Annotated in this window: 21 protein-coding genes and 2 tRNA genes; 16 read left to right on the top strand and 7 right to left on the bottom strand. The window is 63.5% G+C overall.

The window, feature by feature from the left end; genetic code table 11:
• Window positions 1-15 precede the first annotated feature (15 nt).
• From F627_RS0113345 to F627_RS0113335, 3 genes are read left to right on the top strand one after another with little or no spacing between them, the layout of a single operon-like run.
• A complete protein-coding gene (locus tag F627_RS0113345; RefSeq protein ID WP_019584329.1) occupies window positions 16-1284 on the top strand; it encodes an integrating conjugative element protein in 1269 nt (422 codons plus the stop codon).
• Window positions 1281-1619 (top strand): hypothetical protein, encoded by a 339-nt coding sequence (locus F627_RS0113340; RefSeq protein WP_019584328.1) that lies wholly within the window; start codon window positions 1281-1283, stop codon window positions 1617-1619. The genes F627_RS0113345 and F627_RS0113340 overlap by 4 nt, the downstream gene beginning before the upstream one ends.
• Window positions 1616-3139, top strand: coding sequence for a conjugal transfer protein TraG N-terminal domain-containing protein (locus F627_RS0113335; protein ID WP_019584327.1), 1524 nt, complete (start codon window positions 1616-1618; stop codon window positions 3137-3139). Before F627_RS0113340 ends, F627_RS0113335 begins: the two co-directional genes overlap by 4 nt.
• Before the next feature lie 42 nt (window positions 3140-3181).
• On the opposite strand, the gene F627_RS16050 is transcribed toward F627_RS0113335, so the two are convergent.
• From F627_RS16050 to F627_RS0113320, 3 genes are all read right to left on the bottom strand, one after another.
• On the bottom strand, window positions 3182-3574 hold the full coding sequence (locus tag F627_RS16050; protein WP_019584326.1) for a hypothetical protein: 393 nt from the start codon (window positions 3572-3574) through the stop codon (window positions 3182-3184).
• Between the two features lie 116 nt (window positions 3575-3690).
• The gene (locus tag F627_RS0113325; protein WP_018878685.1) at window positions 3691-3945 is read right to left on the bottom strand and encodes a type II toxin-antitoxin system RelE/ParE family toxin; all 255 of its coding nucleotides are present in this window, start codon (window positions 3943-3945) and stop codon (window positions 3691-3693) included.
• A 26-nt stretch (window positions 3946-3971) separates the two neighbouring features.
• The gene (locus F627_RS0113320) at window positions 3972-4244 is read right to left on the bottom strand and encodes a CopG family ribbon-helix-helix protein (protein ID WP_017941422.1); all 273 of its coding nucleotides are present in this window, start codon (window positions 4242-4244) and stop codon (window positions 3972-3974) included.
• A gap of 232 nt (window positions 4245-4476) precedes the next feature.
• On the opposite strand from F627_RS0113320, the gene F627_RS0113315 reads away from it, so the two are divergent.
• From F627_RS0113315 to F627_RS0113295, 8 genes are all read left to right on the top strand, one after another.
• Window positions 4477-5058, top strand: a complete 582-nt coding sequence (locus tag F627_RS0113315) for a recombinase family protein (RefSeq protein WP_019584325.1) — start codon at window positions 4477-4479, stop codon at window positions 5056-5058.
• The gene (locus tag F627_RS16680; RefSeq protein ID WP_231370165.1) at window positions 5051-5380 is read left to right on the top strand and encodes a WGR domain-containing protein; all 330 of its coding nucleotides are present in this window, start codon (window positions 5051-5053) and stop codon (window positions 5378-5380) included. Before F627_RS0113315 ends, F627_RS16680 begins: the two co-directional genes overlap by 8 nt.
• A 224-nt stretch (window positions 5381-5604) precedes the next feature.
• Window positions 5605-5817, top strand: coding sequence for a hypothetical protein (locus F627_RS17155; RefSeq protein WP_231370164.1), 213 nt, complete (start codon window positions 5605-5607; stop codon window positions 5815-5817).
• Window positions 5818-6049: 232 nt separating this feature from the next.
• A complete protein-coding gene (locus tag F627_RS16675) occupies window positions 6050-7114 on the top strand; it encodes a DNA cytosine methyltransferase (RefSeq protein ID WP_231370163.1) in 1065 nt (354 codons plus the stop codon).
• Window positions 7111-8046: an NgoMIV family type II restriction endonuclease gene (locus F627_RS16670; RefSeq protein WP_081630763.1), complete on the top strand. Its 936-nt coding sequence runs from the start codon at window positions 7111-7113 to the stop codon at window positions 8044-8046. Before F627_RS16675 ends, F627_RS16670 begins: the two co-directional genes overlap by 4 nt.
• A 280-nt stretch (window positions 8047-8326) precedes the next feature.
• A complete protein-coding gene (gene mobH / locus F627_RS0113305; protein ID WP_026332115.1) occupies window positions 8327-10159 on the top strand; it encodes a MobH family relaxase in 1833 nt (610 codons plus the stop codon).
• 155 nt (window positions 10160-10314) lie between these two features.
• Window positions 10315-10626, top strand: a complete 312-nt coding sequence (locus F627_RS0113300; protein ID WP_017940375.1) for a carbon storage regulator — start codon at window positions 10315-10317, stop codon at window positions 10624-10626.
• 104 nt (window positions 10627-10730) lie between these two features.
• A complete protein-coding gene (locus tag F627_RS0113295; RefSeq protein WP_019584321.1) occupies window positions 10731-11669 on the top strand; it encodes a site-specific integrase in 939 nt (312 codons plus the stop codon).
• 264 nt (window positions 11670-11933) lie between these two features.
• Here F627_RS0113295 and F627_RS0113290 read toward each other — a convergent pair.
• The 3 genes from F627_RS0113290 to F627_RS0113280 all read right to left on the bottom strand — a co-directional run bounded on the left by F627_RS0113290 (window position 11934) and on the right by F627_RS0113280 (window position 12687).
• Window positions 11934-12009, bottom strand: a tRNA-Thr gene (locus F627_RS0113290).
• Between the two features lie 63 nt (window positions 12010-12072).
• Window positions 12073-12510 (bottom strand): Fur family transcriptional regulator, encoded by a 438-nt coding sequence (locus F627_RS0113285; RefSeq protein ID WP_018867680.1) that lies wholly within the window; start codon window positions 12508-12510, stop codon window positions 12073-12075.
• A gap of 103 nt (window positions 12511-12613) precedes the next feature.
• Window positions 12614-12687: transfer RNA gene (locus tag F627_RS0113280), tRNA-Gly, on the bottom strand.
• A 66-nt stretch (window positions 12688-12753) separates the two neighbouring features.
• On the opposite strand from F627_RS0113280, the gene thiS reads away from it, so the two are divergent.
• The 3 genes from thiS to trmB are packed head-to-tail and all read left to right on the top strand — an operon-like array spanning window position 12754 to window position 14541.
• Window positions 12754-12960 carry a sulfur carrier protein ThiS gene (gene thiS / locus F627_RS0113275; RefSeq protein WP_018867679.1) on the top strand — a complete coding sequence of 69 codons (207 nt, stop codon included), beginning with the start codon at window positions 12754-12756 and terminating at the stop codon, window positions 12958-12960.
• 43 nt (window positions 12961-13003) lie between these two features.
• Window positions 13004-13810: a thiazole synthase gene (locus F627_RS0113270; protein ID WP_018867678.1), complete on the top strand. Its 807-nt coding sequence runs from the start codon at window positions 13004-13006 to the stop codon at window positions 13808-13810.
• A gap of 2 nt (window positions 13811-13812) precedes the next feature.
• The gene (gene trmB, locus F627_RS0113265) at window positions 13813-14541 is read left to right on the top strand and encodes a tRNA (guanosine(46)-N7)-methyltransferase TrmB (RefSeq protein WP_018867677.1); all 729 of its coding nucleotides are present in this window, start codon (window positions 13813-13815) and stop codon (window positions 14539-14541) included.
• 21 nt (window positions 14542-14562) lie between these two features.
• Here the strand turns inward: trmB and F627_RS0113260 are convergent, their stop codons facing one another.
• Window positions 14563-15423, bottom strand: a complete 861-nt coding sequence (locus F627_RS0113260) for a universal stress protein (RefSeq protein WP_018879228.1) — start codon at window positions 15421-15423, stop codon at window positions 14563-14565.
• Window positions 15424-15677: 254 nt separating this feature from the next.
• Between F627_RS0113260 and F627_RS0113255 the strand changes: the two genes are divergently transcribed.
• Both F627_RS0113255 and F627_RS0113250 read left to right on the top strand, forming a co-directional pair.
• Entirely contained in the window at window positions 15678-17516 is a 1839-nt protein-coding gene (locus F627_RS0113255) for an SLC13 family permease (protein WP_018878800.1), read from the top strand.
• 48 nt (window positions 17517-17564) lie between these two features.
• Window positions 17565-18455, top strand: a complete 891-nt coding sequence (locus F627_RS0113250) for a phosphoribulokinase (RefSeq protein ID WP_018879229.1) — start codon at window positions 17565-17567, stop codon at window positions 18453-18455.
• Window positions 18456-18504: the final 49 nt, after the last annotated feature.

Genomic DNA, 18504 nt, shown 5'->3' with positions numbered 1-18504 from the left:
GCCGGCCATGCCCTCGTGCCGTCCGAAGACGGGTTCTGGTACTACGAAGTGGGCGGTGCAGAGCCCATTTCCAATGCCCCGAACCCCAATGTCACCACCACCCGCCTGGCCTTCGGCGCGGAGGCCAGTGCGGGGTATAGCTGTGGCAGCTTCGATCCCCTGCTGAGCATCGAGAACACCCTGAACGAAGTGGCCCAGGGTGTGGAAGACATGGTCGATCAGATGGTCCAGGCCGCCACGAATGCGATCGCCTCCCTACCGGCCATGGTGCTCCAGCGGTCCAATCCGGGCCTGTACGACCTGTTCCAGAACAACCTGCTGCGCGCCGAAGAAGAGCTGTCGCTCGCCACGCAGAGCTGCGAGGAAATGGAGGCCGCGATCGCCGACGGTCGCAACCCCTACCAGGAGTGGGTCACGCTCTCGAAGGGCGATGACTGGCGTGCCGCGATGGGGACGGGCGGCGACATCGTGCAGGTCCAGGAGGACATCGATCGGGATGCCGGCAACAACGGAGCCGAGTGGATCGGAGGCCGCCGGGGCGGCCAGGGCCAGGAGCCGATTGACGTGATCAGCGACACCGTCAAGGCGGGCTACAACATCACCCTGGATCGGCCCCCGAACGCCGGCACACCGTATGCCGGCGGCGGTGAAACACCCCTCCTGGCACGGACCTGGAGCAGCCCGCAGGAGGCTCAGGAGTGGGCAACCCGGGTGCTCGGAGACAAGCACATCCGCACCTGCCAGGGGTGCGAAAGCGAGACCACCCCCGGCGTAGGCCTCCTGCCCATCCTCGAAGAAACCAACCAGCAGGTCCGCGAGGATCTGATGCAGCTCGTCTCGGGGGCGACCAATCCGACGCGGAGCAATCTGCGCGACGTCTCGGCACCCGGCGTGGCGGTATCGCGAGGCCTGATCGAGGCGCTGCGTGAACTCCCGGAATCCGACCGGATGGTGGCGGCGGGACGACTGGCACAGGAAGTCGCGACCGCGCGCACGATGGAACAGGCCCTCCTGACCCGCCGCATGCTACTGAGCGGCCGGAAGGCGCCAGAGATCGACGCGGCCGGGGTCGCCCGCGAAGACATCCGCGACGGCGTCGAGGAGATCACCTCCGAGATCGACACGCTGATGATGGAGATCGAGGCGCGTCAGGCCGTGGTGTCGAATACGGCCGGGTCGATCCTGCGTGAAGCACAACGCCGCGCCCGCGCCTCCAGCGGCACCCCATCCCCGCAACCGATCGAGACCGCCCCAATCCGTGGCGGCGTGGTGCAACAGCCATGATCTCGCGAATCCCGCGCCACCTCCTGATCGGGGTCGCCGCCGCCTTTGCGATCGTCGTCGTGGCGGGGCTCGCGTGGAACATGATCGAAGGGGCGGAGGCGGTGCGGGCCCGCCTCGATCGCACTGAGTGGCTGCTGGCCGGTTGGCGCTGGCTGCTGATCGCGGCGGTCGTGCTGGGTTGGCGGTATTGGGTGACCTGGCTCGGCGGGCACCTGCCGCCGGAGTCGCAACAACGTCTGGTGGACGCACGCTGGAGAGTCGCGGCCTGGCTCGTGATCCTGGAAATCCTGCTGGGGCAGAACCTGCTGGGCCGCGCCGTGGAGTTAGTGGTATGACCGTTGGGCATCCCCTCGAAGCATTCACCACCATTTTCGGGTGGATGCAGTTTCAGAACCTGTGGGACATCCTCGTGTTTTCGGGGATCGCGTTCATCCCCTTTCTGATCATCGTGATCCGAGCCTTCGTGGACAACTACACCGGACAGGAGGCCAAGGCCGGGAGCCGGAAGTCCGTCCACATGATGGAGGTCGAGATCGTCAAGGCGCTCTCGGTCGTCGTGCTGGCTGCACAGCCGATCTGGCCCCTCACGCTCAGTGAGCTGGAGTTTGAGAACACCTGCAATCAGACACCAGGCATTTCCGGCATCGAAGACACCACCTACTCGGACGCCTTCGATCTCACGAACGCGTCGGTGCCGGTCTGGTGGTACGGGACGATGGCGATCTCGAAGGGGATCACCGGCGCGGCGATCGCCGGTATCGGGTGCCCGGAAGAAATGGTGCGCACCCGCCTGACAATCGATGAACAGCGGATCTCGGATCCCGAAGTAGCGCAGAACGTCCAGCGGTTCACGAATGAGTGCTTTATCCGGTCCCGCTCTCGATTCCAGCGAGAGCGGCCGGACGTCGATTCACTGCTGGCTACGCACGGCACCGATGATCCCGAGTTCATCGGTTCTCGGGTATACCTGCAAACCGAAGGATTCTATGACCGCTATAGGGCCGAGAGCCCCGTACACGGCTTCGACTACAACCCGGCCCGAGACGATCCAGATTACAACGAGGGCGCGGAGCCGCCTTACGGCCGCCCGTCCTGCGAGGACTGGTGGAGCGGGAATGGAGGACCCGGGTTGCGGCAGCAGATCCTGGATGAAATGGAAACCAGCACCTTTGAGGGGATCCGGGACCGGGTATCCGGATTCTTCGGGACCTCGGACGAGGAGATCGAAGACCGAATGATCCGCCGGATGGTCGATCAAGCGGCAGTCAACGCCCCAATCGCCTCCAGTGAACTTACCAATACCGACACGGGGGCCGGATGGTTCTCCCAGATCGCAGTAGGATTCGGGCTCGGGCAGCAGGAAATGTTCTCGCACGGGCCTCTGATGCTCACCATCCGCGAGGCCGCGCCCATCGTGCAGAGCTTCCTGCTCATGGGGATCTACATGCTGCTCCCCATTCTGCTCGTGTTGTCGCTGTACTCCTGGGGTCCGGTTTTCATCGCGACGGCCTCGATCCTCACGATCACGTTCTGGACCTACCTCTGGACCATCAGCCGCTGGCTGGAGGACAACATGATGGCAGCGTTGTATCCATCCACGGGCAGCTACATGGCGTCGAGTTTCGGGTCTCTGCTGTCTTCTGATGGGGGGACAAAAGCAAGCATCATCCACATGGCAATCGGGTTCCTACACATCGGTCTCCCGCTGCTGTTCAGCATGCTCGTGGGATGGGCGGGGTATAAGCTGGGCGAAACTGCTAATTCCGCGGGCAAAATGGGCGGGGGCTTGGAGAATACGGCCAGCAACGCAGGGGCTTCTGCCGGCAGAGCAGCGACTAGGGCCCGACGTCGCTAGTAGCGACGTCGGCTGGAAGGCAAGCGAAAGTCAGAGCAGGGTCTAACGATCATTCTTTCCATAGAGGCTCGGTTCCAATCGAACCTCTAGAGATTCATTGGTGTGGCCGTAGTAAGGATGCGAAGCATTGGTGTGGTCGTAGTAAGGATCCGAAGGATCCACCTCGCCACCCTCAAAGCCAGGGGTTTCGGCTGGGACCATCATGTCGCCCAGGATGTCTGCCACTGTGGCGTCCTGACTTGAATCACCAGCAGCTTCCTGGCCGTCCAGCGCTGGCCGGGCAACAGCGTGTCCAACGCCCACGCCCAAGCCGACGAGCGCCGAGCCATAGCGGCGCACGCCCACCGTCCAGCCATGCCGACGGACGGCGGTCAGCAGCCCCGCGGCCAGGAACAAGGCCAAGGGGGCAAGAATGAGTGTTGTAAGTACCAACATTCTTTATCCAGTCGTTTTCGTCCTTAACTACACCAGTAGCGCACGCCAGCGCGAGATTCAAGGCCCGGGGGACCAATCCACGACGCGCGGCACAAGCGGTAAAAGCTCAAGCTCCTTCAGTAGCCCGCCTCTTTCTGGTGCCGGAAGGCGAGGACATACACGGCATCGTCGGCCGGTTCGTGTCGGTAGAGAGCCACAAATCCGGAGTCGCCGAAGGCAATCACCAGCTCGCGCAGCTCGGGGACTTCAGGATCCGGTCGCCCCATATCGGGGGCCGTTTCCAGCAGCAGGAATTGCCGCTCGATCGCCTGACCCGCGCGCCGGGCGGCATCCGGGGCTTTCGTGGCGAGAGAGCGCCTGCACCGCTCCAAACCTTCTACGGCGCCCGCAGTGACGATTACTCGTGGCACTCGGGCGCGGCCCCTTCATCGTCAGTGCCCCATGTGCTCAACCAGTCGCGGGCTTCCTGCCCGGTCAGGTGCTGGCCGGTTTCCCGATAGGCCGACCAGGACGCCAGGGCTTCCTGCCGGAAACTCTCGCGGGCTTCCTCGCGGTCAACGTACTGGCGGATGGCTTCGAGCATGATCCAGTGGGGCGACCGTCGGCGTTGGGTAGCCAGATCCTGGAGGCGACCTTTCAATGCGTCATCGATTTTCAGGGACGTTGCCATGGCGGCCCTCGTATTACGTGGTATTACCTTTTACTAAGGTAGCTCAGTATTCGGCCCCGAGTCCACCCCGCCGACCACTGAACCACTCGTCGCAAAAACGATCGTTTTCGAGAGAATTGAGGCGGAGATCGCGACGGCGCCCGATCACCCCCGCCTAGGTGTCTCAAAACTGTGTCTTGAAACCCTGTGTCGCAAAACCTAGCATAGAGATGAGTTTTGAGAGACTACGCCTATGAAAGTCGGGTACGCGCGCGTTTCAACCCGTGACCAAGACCCATCGCTCCAGACCGATGCCCTGCGGCAGGCCGGGTGCGACCGGATCTACGAAGACCGCGCATCCGGAGCCCAGCGTGATCGCCCGCAGCTTCGGGAGGCCCTGGACTACATGCGGCAGGGCGACGTCCTGGTGGTCTGGAGACTGGACAGGCTTGCCCGATCCATGCGGCAGCTCATTACCACCGTTGGGGATCTGGAGGAGCGCGGGATTGAGTTCCAGTCCCTCACCGAGTCCATCGACACGACGACGCCAGGCGGGAAGCTGGTCTTTCACGTATTTGGCGCAGTGGCCGAGTTCGAGCGCTCCATCATGCAGGAGCGGACCCGTGCGGGCCTGGACGCCGCGCGCCAGCGTGGCCGCACCGGCGGACGGCCCCCAGCGCTTACAGACGAACAGTTGGCCTTTGCGTGGACCGTCCTCTCCCATTCCGATGCCCCCGTGCGGGAACTCGCAAAGCAGCTGAGTGTTTCGCCCGCCACGCTCTATCGCCACTTCCCCGGCGGTCGAGCCGCGCTCCGTGACAATAGCGATGAATGAGGTCCGCCTGCGCAAGGTCGCTCCTGACCGCAACCAATTCCGGTTCTACCGGATGTTCATTCAGCGAGGCCTTTTCGGTGGGTATGCCGTCTGCCGCGAATGGGGCCGCATCGGACGCCCAGGAACCACTCGCGAAGACTGGTGCAGCACCATTGAGGAGGCAAAGGCGACCCTGGGGCAAAGGGCCGCAGCCAAAGTCCGGCGCGGCTACATCGGCTGGACGGGCAAAGAAGTGACCACAAAGGGAAGGGCCCGGGAAGGGAATGGACTGGGGAATGGCAAGGGGCTTATCCGAAAGGGCGAAGAAAGGGCTGCGAACTGACGCCTGATCACCGATTCCCGTGCGCCAACCGTCCGCATCTCAGCCTCTCTGACCTTGCCAGCGCTTCGTGCGCTCCGTAGTCTGGCTTAATGTGCTGACAGATAAGATCCAGTCGCCATTTGCGCACGCCACGCACGTCCCATCGGCCCATCGGCCCATCGGCCCCACACAGGTAAGGGCGTTTCACTATGCGTAAGGGTGTATTCCAAACTGCCCGGGACATCATGGACGCCGTTGACCGCGGAGAATCGGTTTACTGGAACAGTCTCCGGTACCCGGTCCACAAAGACCGATTAGGGCAGTATTACATCGGGGAAGGGCCCGGCATGATAGGCCTGACATGGGCGGACGGCGCAAACCTCAACGGCAACCTCGAAGAGTTCTTTGTCCTGGACGAAGGCGAACGAACCTGCTGGATAAACGACACAAGGCACTGAAGCGAAGGAGATTGTTAGAGGTGGATGTTGTGCGTCTGGCGGTAGTCGTCCGGCGCTGCCAAGAACCACGGATTCGGAACGGAGCGGAAAACTTCGCATCCAGCCCTACTCCCTACCGCGGACCAGCCACCGAAAGCTCCGATAGGGAGTGAGCCAATAGATTCTCGGAGTCCGTTGCCGCTATCTTCGTCATTACCGGTGGGCGCGGGCCCACAAGTTAGGAGGACACCCCGTGAGAACTCTCGAAATGTGCGCCGGCGCAGGAGGCCAAGCACTGGGCCTGCATTTGGCGGGCGCTCAGCACACAGCCCTGATCGAGCTCGATCCTTACGCATGCGAGACGCTTCGGCAAAATAACGCCAGGCTGGGACTCGGCTGGGGGCCAGTGCTAGAGGAGGATCTTAGACACTTTGCCCGGAACAAGGCCCGCGCCTACCGCGGGCGGGTGGATCTTGTCGCCGCCGGCGTCCCATGCCCTCCCTTCTCGAAAGCTGGTCGCCAGCTGGGAAATGACGACGACCGTGACCTTTTTCCTGCGGCTCTGGAGATAGTGAATCAGGTCAGTCCTGAAGCAGTCCTGCTTGAAAACGTCCCTGGTCTGCTCGAATCCAAGTTTGACGCCTATCGCGAATCAATCCTCGAGCGACTCAAAGACATGGGCTTCCATGGAAGCTGGCAGTTACTGCAAGCATCCGACTTTGGCGTACCCCAGTTGCGCCCACGCGCAGTGCTTGTCGCGGTCAATGACCGACTGAAGGAGTACTTCCAATGGCCAGAACCGCGTCTGGAGCCCGCCCCGACTGTAGGCGAGTCACTCTACGACCTGATGGCTTCCAAAGGGTGGACGCAAGCACGCGAATGGGCGGCGCGCGCCAATAACATAGCACCTACGCTGGTGGGCGGGTCCCACAAGCATGGCGGACCCGACCTAGGCCCGACCAGAGCAAAGCGCCAATGGCAGAAGCTCGGTGTTTATGCTCATCGCCTAGGCGCAGAACATGAAATTCCGGACAGCGCCTTCCAAGGGGTGATGCGCCGCGATGGCACGATCAAGGCGGGCTTCGAGAATATGCCATTACTCACGATTCGCATGGCTGCTAGGATCCAGGGTTTCCCCGATTATTGGCGCTTCTCCGGCTCCAAGACCCATGCCTACCGGCAGATTGGAAATGCGTTCCCTCCACCTGTTTCCGAAGCCGTGGGTCGCCAGATTTCTTTAGCCCTAGAGGCAGCAAACGTTGCTGACACTACACCGCCTCCCGAAGAGCCGCATCCAACGCGGATCGCATGTGCATGAGCAACGCGACCCAGGCACAAAAGGCGCTGATCGCCAGAGAGCGCACAAAGTTTCATCGAGAACTTTTCGCGCGCAATATATTAACCAGATCTAAAAGCACAAAATCCAATACTGGCTACATTGCGAGCAATGGAGACTCAGGCCAAAAGTTCAGCGCCACACTCTCGGATCTTCTGGCTCAAGAGCTTTCAAGAAATCTCGGGATCATAGCGCCTATTAGGGACAAAAAGCGTGAGGGCCAATCACTGGGAAATGATTTCGAGGCGCTCTGCCGAGAGTTTATCGGGAACTGCTTTCTCAACATGGAGCACCTTCGGCCCGGGCAATGGGTCATTGAGCATGTCTCAGGGCGATCTGAAGAAAAGGTGACGCGATACGCGCAGTATGCTCACCTTGCAGAACTCAAGAGGCTTGCAGAAGAGCACTCCGGCCTTGCCAGCTTCCTAGGTCATGGCTACACGATTGCACCAGACGTGGTTATCGCAAGAAAGCCTGAGCCTGACTCCGAGATCAACAAAAAAGGGGCATTGGTGGATGACAGTGTCGCCACTAGATCGACGCTTAGGCAAGCCAACTACGGGAAGGACGACCAAGGAGACCAGATTTTACACGCGAGCATATCGTGTAAATTTACGATGCGTTCAGACCGGGCACAGAACACGCGCACGGAAGCACTAAACCTTCTGAGAAATCGAAAGGGGCGTTCGCCTCACATCGTATCCGTGACCGCAGAACCCACCCCGAGTCGAATCTCGTCACTCGCAATGGGAACAGGTGATGTGGATTGTGTTTATCATTTTGCCCTGTTCGAGTTGCGAGATCTGCTGGAAAGAGACGGGGGCTGGGATGACGCACTTGACCAGCTTGAAATTATGATAGAAGGAAAACGACTGCGCGACATAAGCGATCTCCCACTAGACTTGGCAGTGTGAGCGTTATACGTGGTGGTTGGCCTTTATCGGCAAGCCCATCGGCTTGACCCTCGGGGCCGTAAACATCCACGACGTGGCGTTGGTTAACAGACAGACCGCACCCCGCACCCCTACGAAATAGAGAGTGTCCCGTCCTCTCAATGCTATCTCCTTTGGCTTGTTGATGGCGTCAGGGTATCCGACCCTTGCCTGAAAAACAGGCGCCATGCTGACAGGGATTTCCCCGATACCAACGCCGCGAAGCCAGCATCATCACGCAGTCCCCATTTCTGGCTGAACCATGCTGCGCCTCTTTCGTCGATCAACCCCTCCAATCGGCCCGGAGCTCAAGCCACCGATTGACGGGCTACTCCCCGTCCTGACACCCGACGATCTGCTGCAGCCGCCCCATCGCCAAGCGCTCCTGCGCCAGATCACCGGCCTGCTCGCGCTCCCGTCGGAGTGCGCCGAACGGTATGTCGCCGCAGCCCTGCGCCAGTACGCGGCATTCGTCCAGGAAGTGCCAGCGTCGGAGGTTCACCACCATTCCGGTCGTGGGGGCATGCTGGACCATGGCCTTGAGGTGGTACTCAAGGCGCTGCAGATCCGCCGCGGATACGTCCTGCCACCCGGGGCGGAGCCCGAGCGACTGTCACACGAGGCGGATGCGTGGTCCTACGGCGTCTTCTCGGCAGCTCTGCTGCACGACGTGGGTAAACCCGTAGTTGACCAGGAGATCGTGCTGTACGACGGCTCAGGGCACCGCCTGGGGCGATGGGAGCCCTGGCACGGGCCAATGACCGAGCGCCCGGATGCGCACTGGTATTCCGTGCGGTACCGACGCGGTCGCGTTCACAAGCTCCACGAATCGGTCTCCAGTCTCGTCGCGCATTGGGTCCTGCCGCCGGAAGGCATGTCCTGGATCGCTCAACACCAGGAATTGCTGCAGGCGTGGATCCATGCAATCCACGGGCAGATGGAGGATGCGGGGGCGCTGGGACAGATCATCCTGCAGGCTGATCGGGAGTCCGTGGCGCGGAACCTGGGTGGCGAATCACCGGACCGACTTCCGACGCCCACGAAGCCGCTTCACGAGAAGTTGATGACATCGCTTCGACACCTATTGAGCAGCGAAGATCTGCCGCTGAATCGCAACGGGGCGGCAGGCTGGCGCACGGAGTCGGATCTGTGGCTCGTGTCGAAGCGTGCGGCCGACGCGCTGCGGGCACAGCTCCGCGAGGAGGGGCATTCCGGTATTCCTTCAAACAACGACCGGATCTTCGACACGCTGCAGGAGCACGGACTGTTGGTCGCCAATGGGGATCGGGCCATCTGGAGGGCTCGGGTTGCCGGTGACGGCTGGTCGCACGAGCTGACACTGATCCGCCTGCCGGTGGCCCGTCTCTGGTCCGACCCCGAGACGATGCCGACGGAGTTCGAGGGTTCCGTGACTCCGCTGGGCGAGGCATCGACCAAGGAGACAACGGAGTCTGGCGACGGAGCGGCAAGCCGCCCTGCACCGGAAGAAGTGGCCACCCCCGCAGCAGATCCGCCCACGGCGAGGAGCGTCGCGATCCAGACAGGTCAGTCTGACGGGGTGGCGCAAGACCACTCGCCCCCCGGCCCGCCCGTATCCGCCGGCGTGGACGATCTGCCACTCCCGCCGGGTCTCGACGATGCCCTGGATAAAACCACTGACGAACCGACGGCCAAGCCACCACCGCAGCCGATGCCGTCCTGCGATACGGGTGCGGACACTCCCTTGCCTGAAGATCCGGGCGACGCCTGTCTCGAATGGATCCGACGAGGTGTCGCGGACGGGTCGCTCCTGGTGAACACGCGAGAGGCCCGGATCCACGTCGTCCCCGAGGGCGTGCTACTCGTTAGCCCCGGGATCTTCCGCGACTTTGCGAGTGCGACGGGCCACGCGTGGAACGCGGCCCAGAAGCGTTTTCAGCGGTTGCAGCTACACGAGAAGTCCCCCGAGGGCACCAACATCCACCGCTATGTGGTGAGGGGCGAACGCCAGACGAGCCGGATCAACGGTCTCCTGATCCGCGACGTCTCCGTGGTCTTCGGTCCGGACTGGACCCCGTCACCCAACGACCACCTGACACCCGCCACCGAAGCGTAAGCCAGCCGTCTTGCCCGGATAGTTACGGGCATGTGACACGGGAGGAATACCGGGATATTCTACACGGCTTATAGGGGAATAATAACGACCGAATATTCGGAAGCACTACAGAGGGATCTGGCAACCAGGCAAGGAAGCAAGGAGGAGGATAAGGAATGTTGGTTTTGACCCTGAAGGACGGGGAAGCGCTGTACGTGGGGGATAGCGCCCTCGTGGTTGCGGTGCAGACCCAGGAAGCACCCCTTCGACTGTCGGCGTGCGCGCCCGGTCTCAATGTCGAGTGGGACACCGCAGGCAGCCGGATCACCCTTCATCACCCGGACGGTCCTGTCCGTATGGAGTACGTCGATCATCGCAAGGCGCGCCTCGGCATCGAGGCCCCCGAGAGCGTGGATATCGTGCGCGAGGCATTGCGGGAACGACGTCAATCCTCCCAGGAAATTTCGGCTCCATCGCAAACGGAGTAGGCGGTTTCACTGCTGAATCCGTAAGGTCGCGCGCCTGGCAGGGAGACCGTGTGCTAACTTCAGTGATGCCAGGGGCGTGACTTGAACCCGTTACAGGGGAGGGCATGCCCGCGATGGAAACCCACCGCACCCTCGACGACCTGGTGCAGATCTATCTGCGCGAGCGGATTTTGCGGCCCGATACCGCCATCCGATACCAACAGGTTGTTCGACAGTTTCAAAACGACATGGGCGTCAGGACGCTGGACGAGATTCAGCGCGACACGCTGCTGGAGTGGCGCAGCCAGGTCCTGCAGCGCGCCCGCGCGACTACCTGGAACTACTACCGTCGCCATTTCCGCGCGATGTGGCGCTTCGCCATGGAAGCGGAATGGATCAGCCATGACCCCCTGGAACGGGTCGATGCGGCTCCTGAAGATCGCCGGATCAAGACCGTTTCGCGCGACCTTCTGGATCAGGCGATCGCGGCGCTCGATGATTCCGAGAATCGATGCCTTGAGCCCCGCTGGTTCTGGCTCGTAGTCCTGCTCACCTTCTACTACACCGGTATGCGACGGCGGCAACTGGTGGCACTGACGTGGGGCGACGTGTGCTGGAACCAGAACGTACTGCGGCTATCGGTGGCGGGATCGAAGACCCACCGCGAATGGGATATTCCGATCCCCGCGCCCTTGGTGGAGCCGTTGCGGGAACTCTATGATCGGACCATTGCGCTCCGCGGGCCTCGAGGCCTTGAGCACTCGCAAGTGTTCGACCTGGGCCTGCATCGGGGCGAAGCGCGCTACCAGGGGAAGGGCATTCGCGTTGAGCAGGTCAGCGGCTTCTTCCGGAAGCTGAGCGAGGTCTTGGGACAGCCCATTTCGCCGCACCGTCTGCGGCATACGCTGGGGACCGAGGTGGGGCGTCAGGAAAACCCACCGCTTCGCGCGCTGCAGCACCTGCTGGGACACACCAACCTATCGACTACGATGCAATACGTCGAACCCGATATGGGGCAGCTGCGCCAGCTGGTTGACCACCTCCCCCAGCCGGGCCGATCCTAGCCAGCGTGCCGGATCACCGCAGACACGCAAACCCTTGCTTGACTGTGGATTCCGATATGGGATAGTAAAGGATCGGGTGGCTGTAGATGCCGCCCGTAGCCAGTCAGTACGTGCCACCTGGCAGTACGCCTCGACATTCGAGCGGGGGACGCGAAAAAGAAGGGCGGTGCTACCAACACCGCCCTTCCGATGGTCCGAATAGGGCGGACCTGTCCCTGGCTCTGGTCTGTAATCGTCCCCTTGATCCGACGATGACAGCAAGTTTGGTGCCGGCGAGAGGAGTCGAACCTCCGACCTATCGATTACGAATCGATTGCTCTACCAACTGAGCTACACCGGCGAAGCGCGACATGATAGCGGGGGCCGGGATCGACCACAATCCGGCGGGGCCGGACGACCGGATTCAGGAGCGCCGGCTGCCCACACGAATGACGACATCCACACCCTGCAGTTCCTTGCCTTCCGGCAGCGGGGGCAGGTCGGAGATGTCGATCCGCGCCGGGTCCACGTCTTCCAGTTCCCCGGTATCGGTATGGAACAGGTGGTGGTGCGGATTCAGGTTGGAGTCGTAGAACAGCTTCGCGGGGTCGATCAGGACCTCGCGTACCAGGCCCTTCTCGGCGAACAGGTTCAGGGTGTTGTAGACCGTGGCCTTGGAGACCCGCGAGGAATGCCGCACCAACTGCGCGAGGATCTGCTCGGCGCTGAGGTGCTGATGGCGGGCGAACATCACGCGGGCAATCTCGACGCGCTGCTCGGTCGGGGAAATCGCGTGTTCGCGCAGGAGCTCGCGCGCCGCGTCGACCGACAGCAGATCCGGATTGTGGGAGTCGATGTTCATGATTCCGACGATATAACAGGGGTCTGGAGCAAGTCCATATCCCGCCCCGGAGACAGGTCAGGGCGATCGATACGGCCGGGAAGCCTGATAGAATAAGAAAAGATGGAGCGGGTGATGGGAATCGAACCCACATTAAGAGCTTGGGAAGCTCCCGTTCTACCATTGAACTACACCCGCTCGAGCCGGCGATTGTAGGCCTTGTCGGCCTCCGGCTCAACGGCCCTGAACGCCGGACGAAGAACCATGCAGATCCAGCTGAACGGCGAACCCTTCGAGCTCCCCGACGATCGCGAGGCCACGCTGGCCACGCTGATCGAGGCACGCGGCCTCGGTGGCCGGCGCCTGGCAGTGGAGGTCAACGAGGAGCTGGTGCCGCGCAGCGAACACGCCGCGCACCCGCTGTATCCCGGCGATCGCGTGGAGATCGTGCAGGCGATTGGGGGCGGATGAGTCCGAGCCCCCGTCCGTAACTACTTTCAACGAAGGAATTACCATGACCGAACCGGCCGCCGCGTCTGCCGACGATCTCTTCCGCGTGGGCTCGCGCGAGTTCACCTCCCGCCTGCTGGTGGGCACCGGCAAGTATCGCGACCTGGACCAGACCCGCGATGCCATCGAGGCCAGCGGCGCGGAGATCGTGACCGTCGCCATCCGCCGCACCAACATCGGCCAGAATCCGGACGAACCCAACCTGCTGGACGTGATCTCGCCGGAGCGCTACACGCTGCTGCCGAACACGGCCGGCTGCTTTACCGCCGAGGACGCGGTCCGCACCTGCCGCCTGGCACGCGAGCTGCTGGACGGGCACAACCTGGTGAAACTGGAGGTGCTGGGCGACGAGAAGACCCTGTACCCGGACGTCTTCGAGACCGTAAAGGCCGCCGAGACCCTGGTCGCCGAGGGCTTCGACGTAATGGTCTACACCACCGACGACCCGCTGCTGGCGAAGCGCCTGGAAGAGATCGGCTGCCTGGCGATCATGCCGCTGGCCGCGCCGATCGGCTCCGGACTGGGCATCCAGAACCGCTACAACATCCGCGAGATCGTCGAAAACGCCACGGTCCCCGTGCTGGTGGATGCCGGCGTCGGTACCGCATCGGATGCCGCCATCGCGATGGAGCTGGGCTGTGACGGCGTCCTGATGAACACCGCCATCGCCGCCGCCGACAACCCGGTGATGATGGCCTCGGCCATGCGCCACGCGATCATCGGCGGGCGCCAGGCCTTCCTTGCCGGGCGCATGGCGCCACGCCGCTACGCCTCGGCCTCCTCGCCGCAGACCGGCCTGTTCTTCAGCTGAACATGGACGAAACGATCGATTCCGCTTCCGACGGCAGACCGTTCTACCGGCGCATACGCAGTTTCGTGCGCCGCGAGGGCCGGCTGACGCCGGGCCAGCAGCGCGCGCTGGACGAACTGCTGCCGCGCTTCGGCCTGCAGCTCCCGGAGCCTGCCGCGCCGCTGGATCTGGCAGAGGTGTTCGGGCGCACGGCACCGGTCACGCTGGAGATCGGCTTCGGCGACGGCGAGAGCCTGGCCGAGCAGGCGGAACAGCAGCCGGAACGTGACTTCATCGGCACCGAGGTGCACCGGCCCGGGGTCGGGCATCTGCTGCGCGAGGTGGAACAGCGCGGGCTGACCAATGTGCGCGTCAGCGACGCCGATGCGGTGGAACTGCTGGAGCACTATCTGGCGCCGGGCAGCCTGGACTGCGTACAGGTGTTCTTCCCCGACCCCTGGCACAAGAAGCGCCACCACAAGCGGCGCCTGATCCAGCCGGCCTTCGTGCGCCATCTGGCGACGCGTATCCGGCCGGGCGGGCGGCTGCACCTGGCCACCGACTGGGCCGAGTACGCCGAGCACATGATCGCGGTGATGCAGGAATGCGCGCCGTGGTTCGCGCCAGACGGCCCGGTTCCGGCCCCGGGCCGGCCACCGGAACGCCCGGTGACGAAGTTCGAGCGCCGCGGGGTCGGCCGCGGCCATCAGGTCGCCGATCTGCTCTACCGGCGGACGAACGAACCCGCCTGAGGCCTCAGGGAAACGCTGATTTCAGGGTTTCCCTGAGGCGTTCTTGACCACCAGCACCGGGCACTCGGCCCCGCCGATCACGCGCTCGGAGACACTACCCATCAGCAGGCGCTTGAGGCCGGTGCGGCCATGGCTGCCGAGCACGATCAGGTCGCGCTGGTCGCGCCGGGCGATCTCCACCAGCGCGAGCTCCGGCCGGCCTTCCTCGGTGGTGGCATCCGCCTTCCGGCCCTGCTCGCGCGCCTCGCCCTGCAGGCGCTGAACCGCCTCCACGCCCTCCTGGCGGCGCTCGTCGCTCTGGCCCGGCACCGCCACCGTGGCGATCGTCAGGGGCAGGTCGCAGTAACCCGCCAGTTCGATCGCAGCCCGTACCGCCTGGTCGCCCAGTTCGGAGCCGTCGGTCCCGACCAGCAGCCCGCGGTGCGGGGCCTCGGCACCGCGCGGAACGACCATTACGTTGCAGGGCGCCAGACCGATCACCTTGCGCGTGGCGTCGCCCACCATCAGGCGTGACAGATCGCCCCGGTCACGCCGGCCGATCACGATCAGGCCGGCCTTGTACTCCTCGGCAATGGCGACGATCTCCTGATGCCGGTCGACCCCGTGGCGCAGGATCATTGAGGCGTCGATGCCCGCCTCGCGGGCGCGCTTCTCCAGCGCATCCAGATCGGCCTGGCCGGCCACGCTCGCCTCGTGGCTGCGCGGCGGCGACAGGGCGTCGTGCTGGGTGTCCGTGGGAATGATGCGGGCGACCACCAGGCGCGCGCCGCAGCGCTGCGCCAGGTCCAGCGCCACATTCTCGGCGGCAGCGCTGAATTCGGAACCATCCGTCGCCAGGACAATGGTCTCGAAACGGCACAGCGGGGCATCGGATTCGGGCATACGGGGTCTCCACCTGGACTTTTTGCTCAGCATAACCGACATGCCGGCAAACGCCAGCACGGCGGGTGCCATGGCGCAGCCACCCACGGCGCGTTTTTTGCGTCCGTGCCCGCGGGATGAAATAATCCCGCGCTTTCAAGGGAAAGGCGGAACCCGTTTCCTCCGACCCGCCTCGGCGCCCGCGCCCGGCGCGCGTCCCCTTCGGCTTCCGGCCACGTGCCGTCCGGCGCGGGTCTTCAGGACACGACTGGAACATGGAAAACCTTACGCTGACCACCGAGATGATCGTGGTGCTCGCGCTGCTCGCGTTCACGATCTTCCTGTTTGTATCCGAAATCATCCGGGTGGACCTCGCGGCCATCTCGGTGATGGTGCTGCTGGGCCTGCTGACGCTGGTGCCGGGCCTCGGGATGCTGGTCGGCCAGGAGGAACTGTTCAGCGGCTTTGCCTCCAACGCGGTGATCTCGATCATCGCGGTGATGATCATCGGCGCCGGCCTGGACAAGACCGGCGTCATGCACAAGGTCGCGGCGTTCATCATGCGGGTGGGCGGCACCACGGAGAAGAGCATCATCCCGACGGTCTCCGGCACGGTCGGCGTGATCTCCAGCTTCATGCAGAACATCGGCGCCGCCGCGCTGTTCATGCCGGTGATGAGCCGCATCTCCAACCGCCTGAACATCCCGCTGTCGCGCCTCCTGATGCCGATGGGCTTCGCGGCGATCGTGGGCGGCACCATCACCCTGGTCGGATCCAGCCCGCTGATCCTGCTGAACGACCTGCTGCCCTCCGACATGGAGCCGTTCCAGCTGTTCGACGTGACCCCGATCGGCCTGGCCCTGCTGGCCACGGCGATCGTCTATTTCGTGCTGCTGGGGCGTTTCGTCCTGCCCTCGGTCAAGACCAAGTCGGCGCAGCGCGAGAACGCGCAGGACTACTTCCAGCGCGTGTACGGCCTGTCCTACGAGATCCACGAGCTGTTCGTCCCGGAAAACGACCCAATGGTCGGGCGCACGGTGGCCGAGATCGAACGCGAGACCGGCATCGCGATCGTCGGGACCTACGTCCGCGACGAGCTGCGCATGGCGCCGTGGACCGGCTACGAGATCCAGGCCAACTCGCATCTGGCGGTGCTGGCCAGCCCCGCGCGGATGGAAAAGCTGTGCGAGGGCACGCGCAAGCGCCCCTCGACGAATCTGGACGTGTTCGCCAACGCCCTGGACAGCGGACGTTCCGGGGTCGCCGAGGTGGCGATCGCGCCGGGCTCGAACCTGGCGGGCAAGACCGTGACCGAGCTGGCCATGCGCCAGACCTACGGGCTGTCGGTGATGCGCATCCAGCGCGGCAACGAGACCTATGGCGAGGGCCTGCGCGACATCCCGCTGGAACCGGGGGACATCCTGGTGGTGCACTGCACCTGGGAATCCCTGGCGCGCCTGGAACAGGATCGCGACTTCGTGGTGATCACCTCGGACTACCCGCACGAGGAACTGCGCCCGTCCAAGGTGCCGCATGCCCTGTTCTTCCTGGCGTTGACCGTGGGCCTGATCGTGTTCACCGACCTGATGCTGTCGGTGGCCCTGCTGACCGGCGCGCTGGGCATGATCCTGACCGGCGTGATCAGCCTCGACAGTGCCTATCGCGCGGTAAGCTGGAAGACGGTGTTCCTGCTCGCCTCGCTGATCCCGCTGGGGATGGCGGTGGAGAACACCGGTACCGCGGCATGGATCGCGCAGAACACGCTCGAGATGCTGGGGACCGTGCCGCCCTGGGTGCTGCAGGCGACGATCTTCGCGCTGGCCACATTCTTCACTCTGGTCATGTCCAACGTCGGCGCGACCGTGCTGCTGGTGCCGCTGGCGATCAACTTCGCGATCGCCGCGCAGGCCGCGGGCATGGACGCCGATCCGCGCGTGTTCGCGCTGACCGTCGCGATCGCGACCTCGAATTCCTTCCTGATCCCGACCCACCAGGTGAACGCCCTGATCATGGGCCCCGGCGGCTACCGGGTGAAGGACTATATGAAGGCCGGCGGCATCATGACCATCCTGTTCGCCGTGGTCGCCATGTTCATGCTCAATCTGATTTTCTAGGCTTTCTTTCAACGACCTTTGTGCAACCCGTTTGCAAGGAGAAATCCCATGTCCCAGAAGCATCCCGTGATTGCGGTGACCGGTTCCTCGGGTGCCGGCACCTCCACCGTCAAGCGCTCCTTCGAGTCGATCTTCCGTCGCGAGCAGATCAACCCGGTCGTGATCGAGGGCGACAGCTTCCATCGCTATGACCGCAAGGCGATGAAGGAGGCCATGCAGAAGGCCGGCGACGAAGGCAACCATCACTTCTCGCATTTCGGGCCCGAAGCCAACCTGTTCGAGCGCATCGAGGGCCTGTTCAAGACCTACGGCGAGACCGGCCAGGGCGAGAAGCGCTACTACCTGCATTCCGACGAGGAAGCCGCGCAGCACAACGAGCGCCTCGGCACCAACCTCGGCCCGGGCGAGTTCACCCCCTGGGAAGAGATCCAGCCGGGCTCCGACCTGATGTTCTACGAAGGCCTGCACGGACTGGTGGCCGACGGTGAAGTGAACGCCGCGCAGCATGTGGACCTGGGCATCGGCGTGGTGCCGATCGTGAACCTCGAGTGGATCCAGAAGATCTTCCGCGACAACGCCGAGCGCGGGTATTCCGCCGAGGCAATCGTGGACACGATCCTGCGGCGCATGCCGGACTACGTGAACTACATTACCCCGCAGTTCTCGCGCACCGACATCAACTTCCAGCGCGTGCCCACCGTGGACACCTCCAACCCGTTCATCGCCCGCGACATCCCCACCCCGGACGAGAGCATGGTGGTAATCCGCTTCGAGGATCCGAAGAAGCTCGGCGTGGACTTCCCCTACCTGCTGAACATGCTCCCGAACTCGTTCATGTCGCGCCCGAACACCATCGTGGTGCCCGGTGGCAAGATGAGCTTCGCGATGGAGGTCATCCTCGCGCCGATCATCCACGACATGCTGTCGCGTCGCGGCTGATTTGCCGGGAGACGCCCGCCCGGCGTCTCCCCGGCTCCCGGGAAGTTCC

The sequence above is a fragment of the Thioalkalivibrio sp. ALE16 genome, from assembly GCF_000381305.1.
Taxonomy (GTDB): domain Bacteria; phylum Pseudomonadota; class Gammaproteobacteria; order Ectothiorhodospirales; family Ectothiorhodospiraceae; genus Thioalkalivibrio.
Note: the sequence above shows the minus strand (reverse complement) of the source record. Positions and strands in the feature narration are given on the sequence as shown.

Coding starts and splice junctions, on each gene's coding strand:
- F627_RS0113340 (WP_019584328.1), top strand. CDS start 1,281: ATGATCTCGCGAATCCCGCGCCACCTCCTGATCGGGGTCGCCGCCGCC.
- F627_RS0113335 (WP_019584327.1), top strand. CDS start 1,616: ATGACCGTTGGGCATCCCCTCGAAGCATTCACCACCATTTTCGGGTGG.
- F627_RS16050 (WP_019584326.1), bottom strand. CDS start 3,574: ATGTTGGTACTTACAACACTCATTCTTGCCCCCTTGGCCTTGTTCCTG.
- F627_RS0113320 (WP_017941422.1), bottom strand. CDS start 4,244: ATGGCAACGTCCCTGAAAATCGATGACGCATTGAAAGGTCGCCTCCAG.
- F627_RS0113315 (WP_019584325.1), top strand. CDS start 4,477: ATGAAAGTCGGGTACGCGCGCGTTTCAACCCGTGACCAAGACCCATCG.
- F627_RS16680 (WP_231370165.1), top strand. CDS start 5,051: ATGAATGAGGTCCGCCTGCGCAAGGTCGCTCCTGACCGCAACCAATTC.
- F627_RS17155 (WP_231370164.1), top strand. CDS start 5,605: ATGGACGCCGTTGACCGCGGAGAATCGGTTTACTGGAACAGTCTCCGG.
- F627_RS16670 (WP_081630763.1), top strand. CDS start 7,111: ATGAGCAACGCGACCCAGGCACAAAAGGCGCTGATCGCCAGAGAGCGC.
- mobH (WP_026332115.1), top strand. CDS start 8,327: ATGCTGCGCCTCTTTCGTCGATCAACCCCTCCAATCGGCCCGGAGCTC.
- F627_RS0113300 (WP_017940375.1), top strand. CDS start 10,315: ATGTTGGTTTTGACCCTGAAGGACGGGGAAGCGCTGTACGTGGGGGAT.
- F627_RS0113295 (WP_019584321.1), top strand. CDS start 10,731: ATGCCCGCGATGGAAACCCACCGCACCCTCGACGACCTGGTGCAGATC.
- F627_RS0113285 (WP_018867680.1), bottom strand. CDS start 12,510: ATGAACATCGACTCCCACAATCCGGATCTGCTGTCGGTCGACGCGGCG.
- thiS (WP_018867679.1), top strand. CDS start 12,754: ATGCAGATCCAGCTGAACGGCGAACCCTTCGAGCTCCCCGACGATCGC.
- F627_RS0113270 (WP_018867678.1), top strand. CDS start 13,004: ATGACCGAACCGGCCGCCGCGTCTGCCGACGATCTCTTCCGCGTGGGC.
- trmB (WP_018867677.1), top strand. CDS start 13,813: ATGGACGAAACGATCGATTCCGCTTCCGACGGCAGACCGTTCTACCGG.
- F627_RS0113260 (WP_018879228.1), bottom strand. CDS start 15,423: ATGCCCGAATCCGATGCCCCGCTGTGCCGTTTCGAGACCATTGTCCTG.
- F627_RS0113255 (WP_018878800.1), top strand. CDS start 15,678: ATGGAAAACCTTACGCTGACCACCGAGATGATCGTGGTGCTCGCGCTG.
- F627_RS0113250 (WP_018879229.1), top strand. CDS start 17,565: ATGTCCCAGAAGCATCCCGTGATTGCGGTGACCGGTTCCTCGGGTGCC.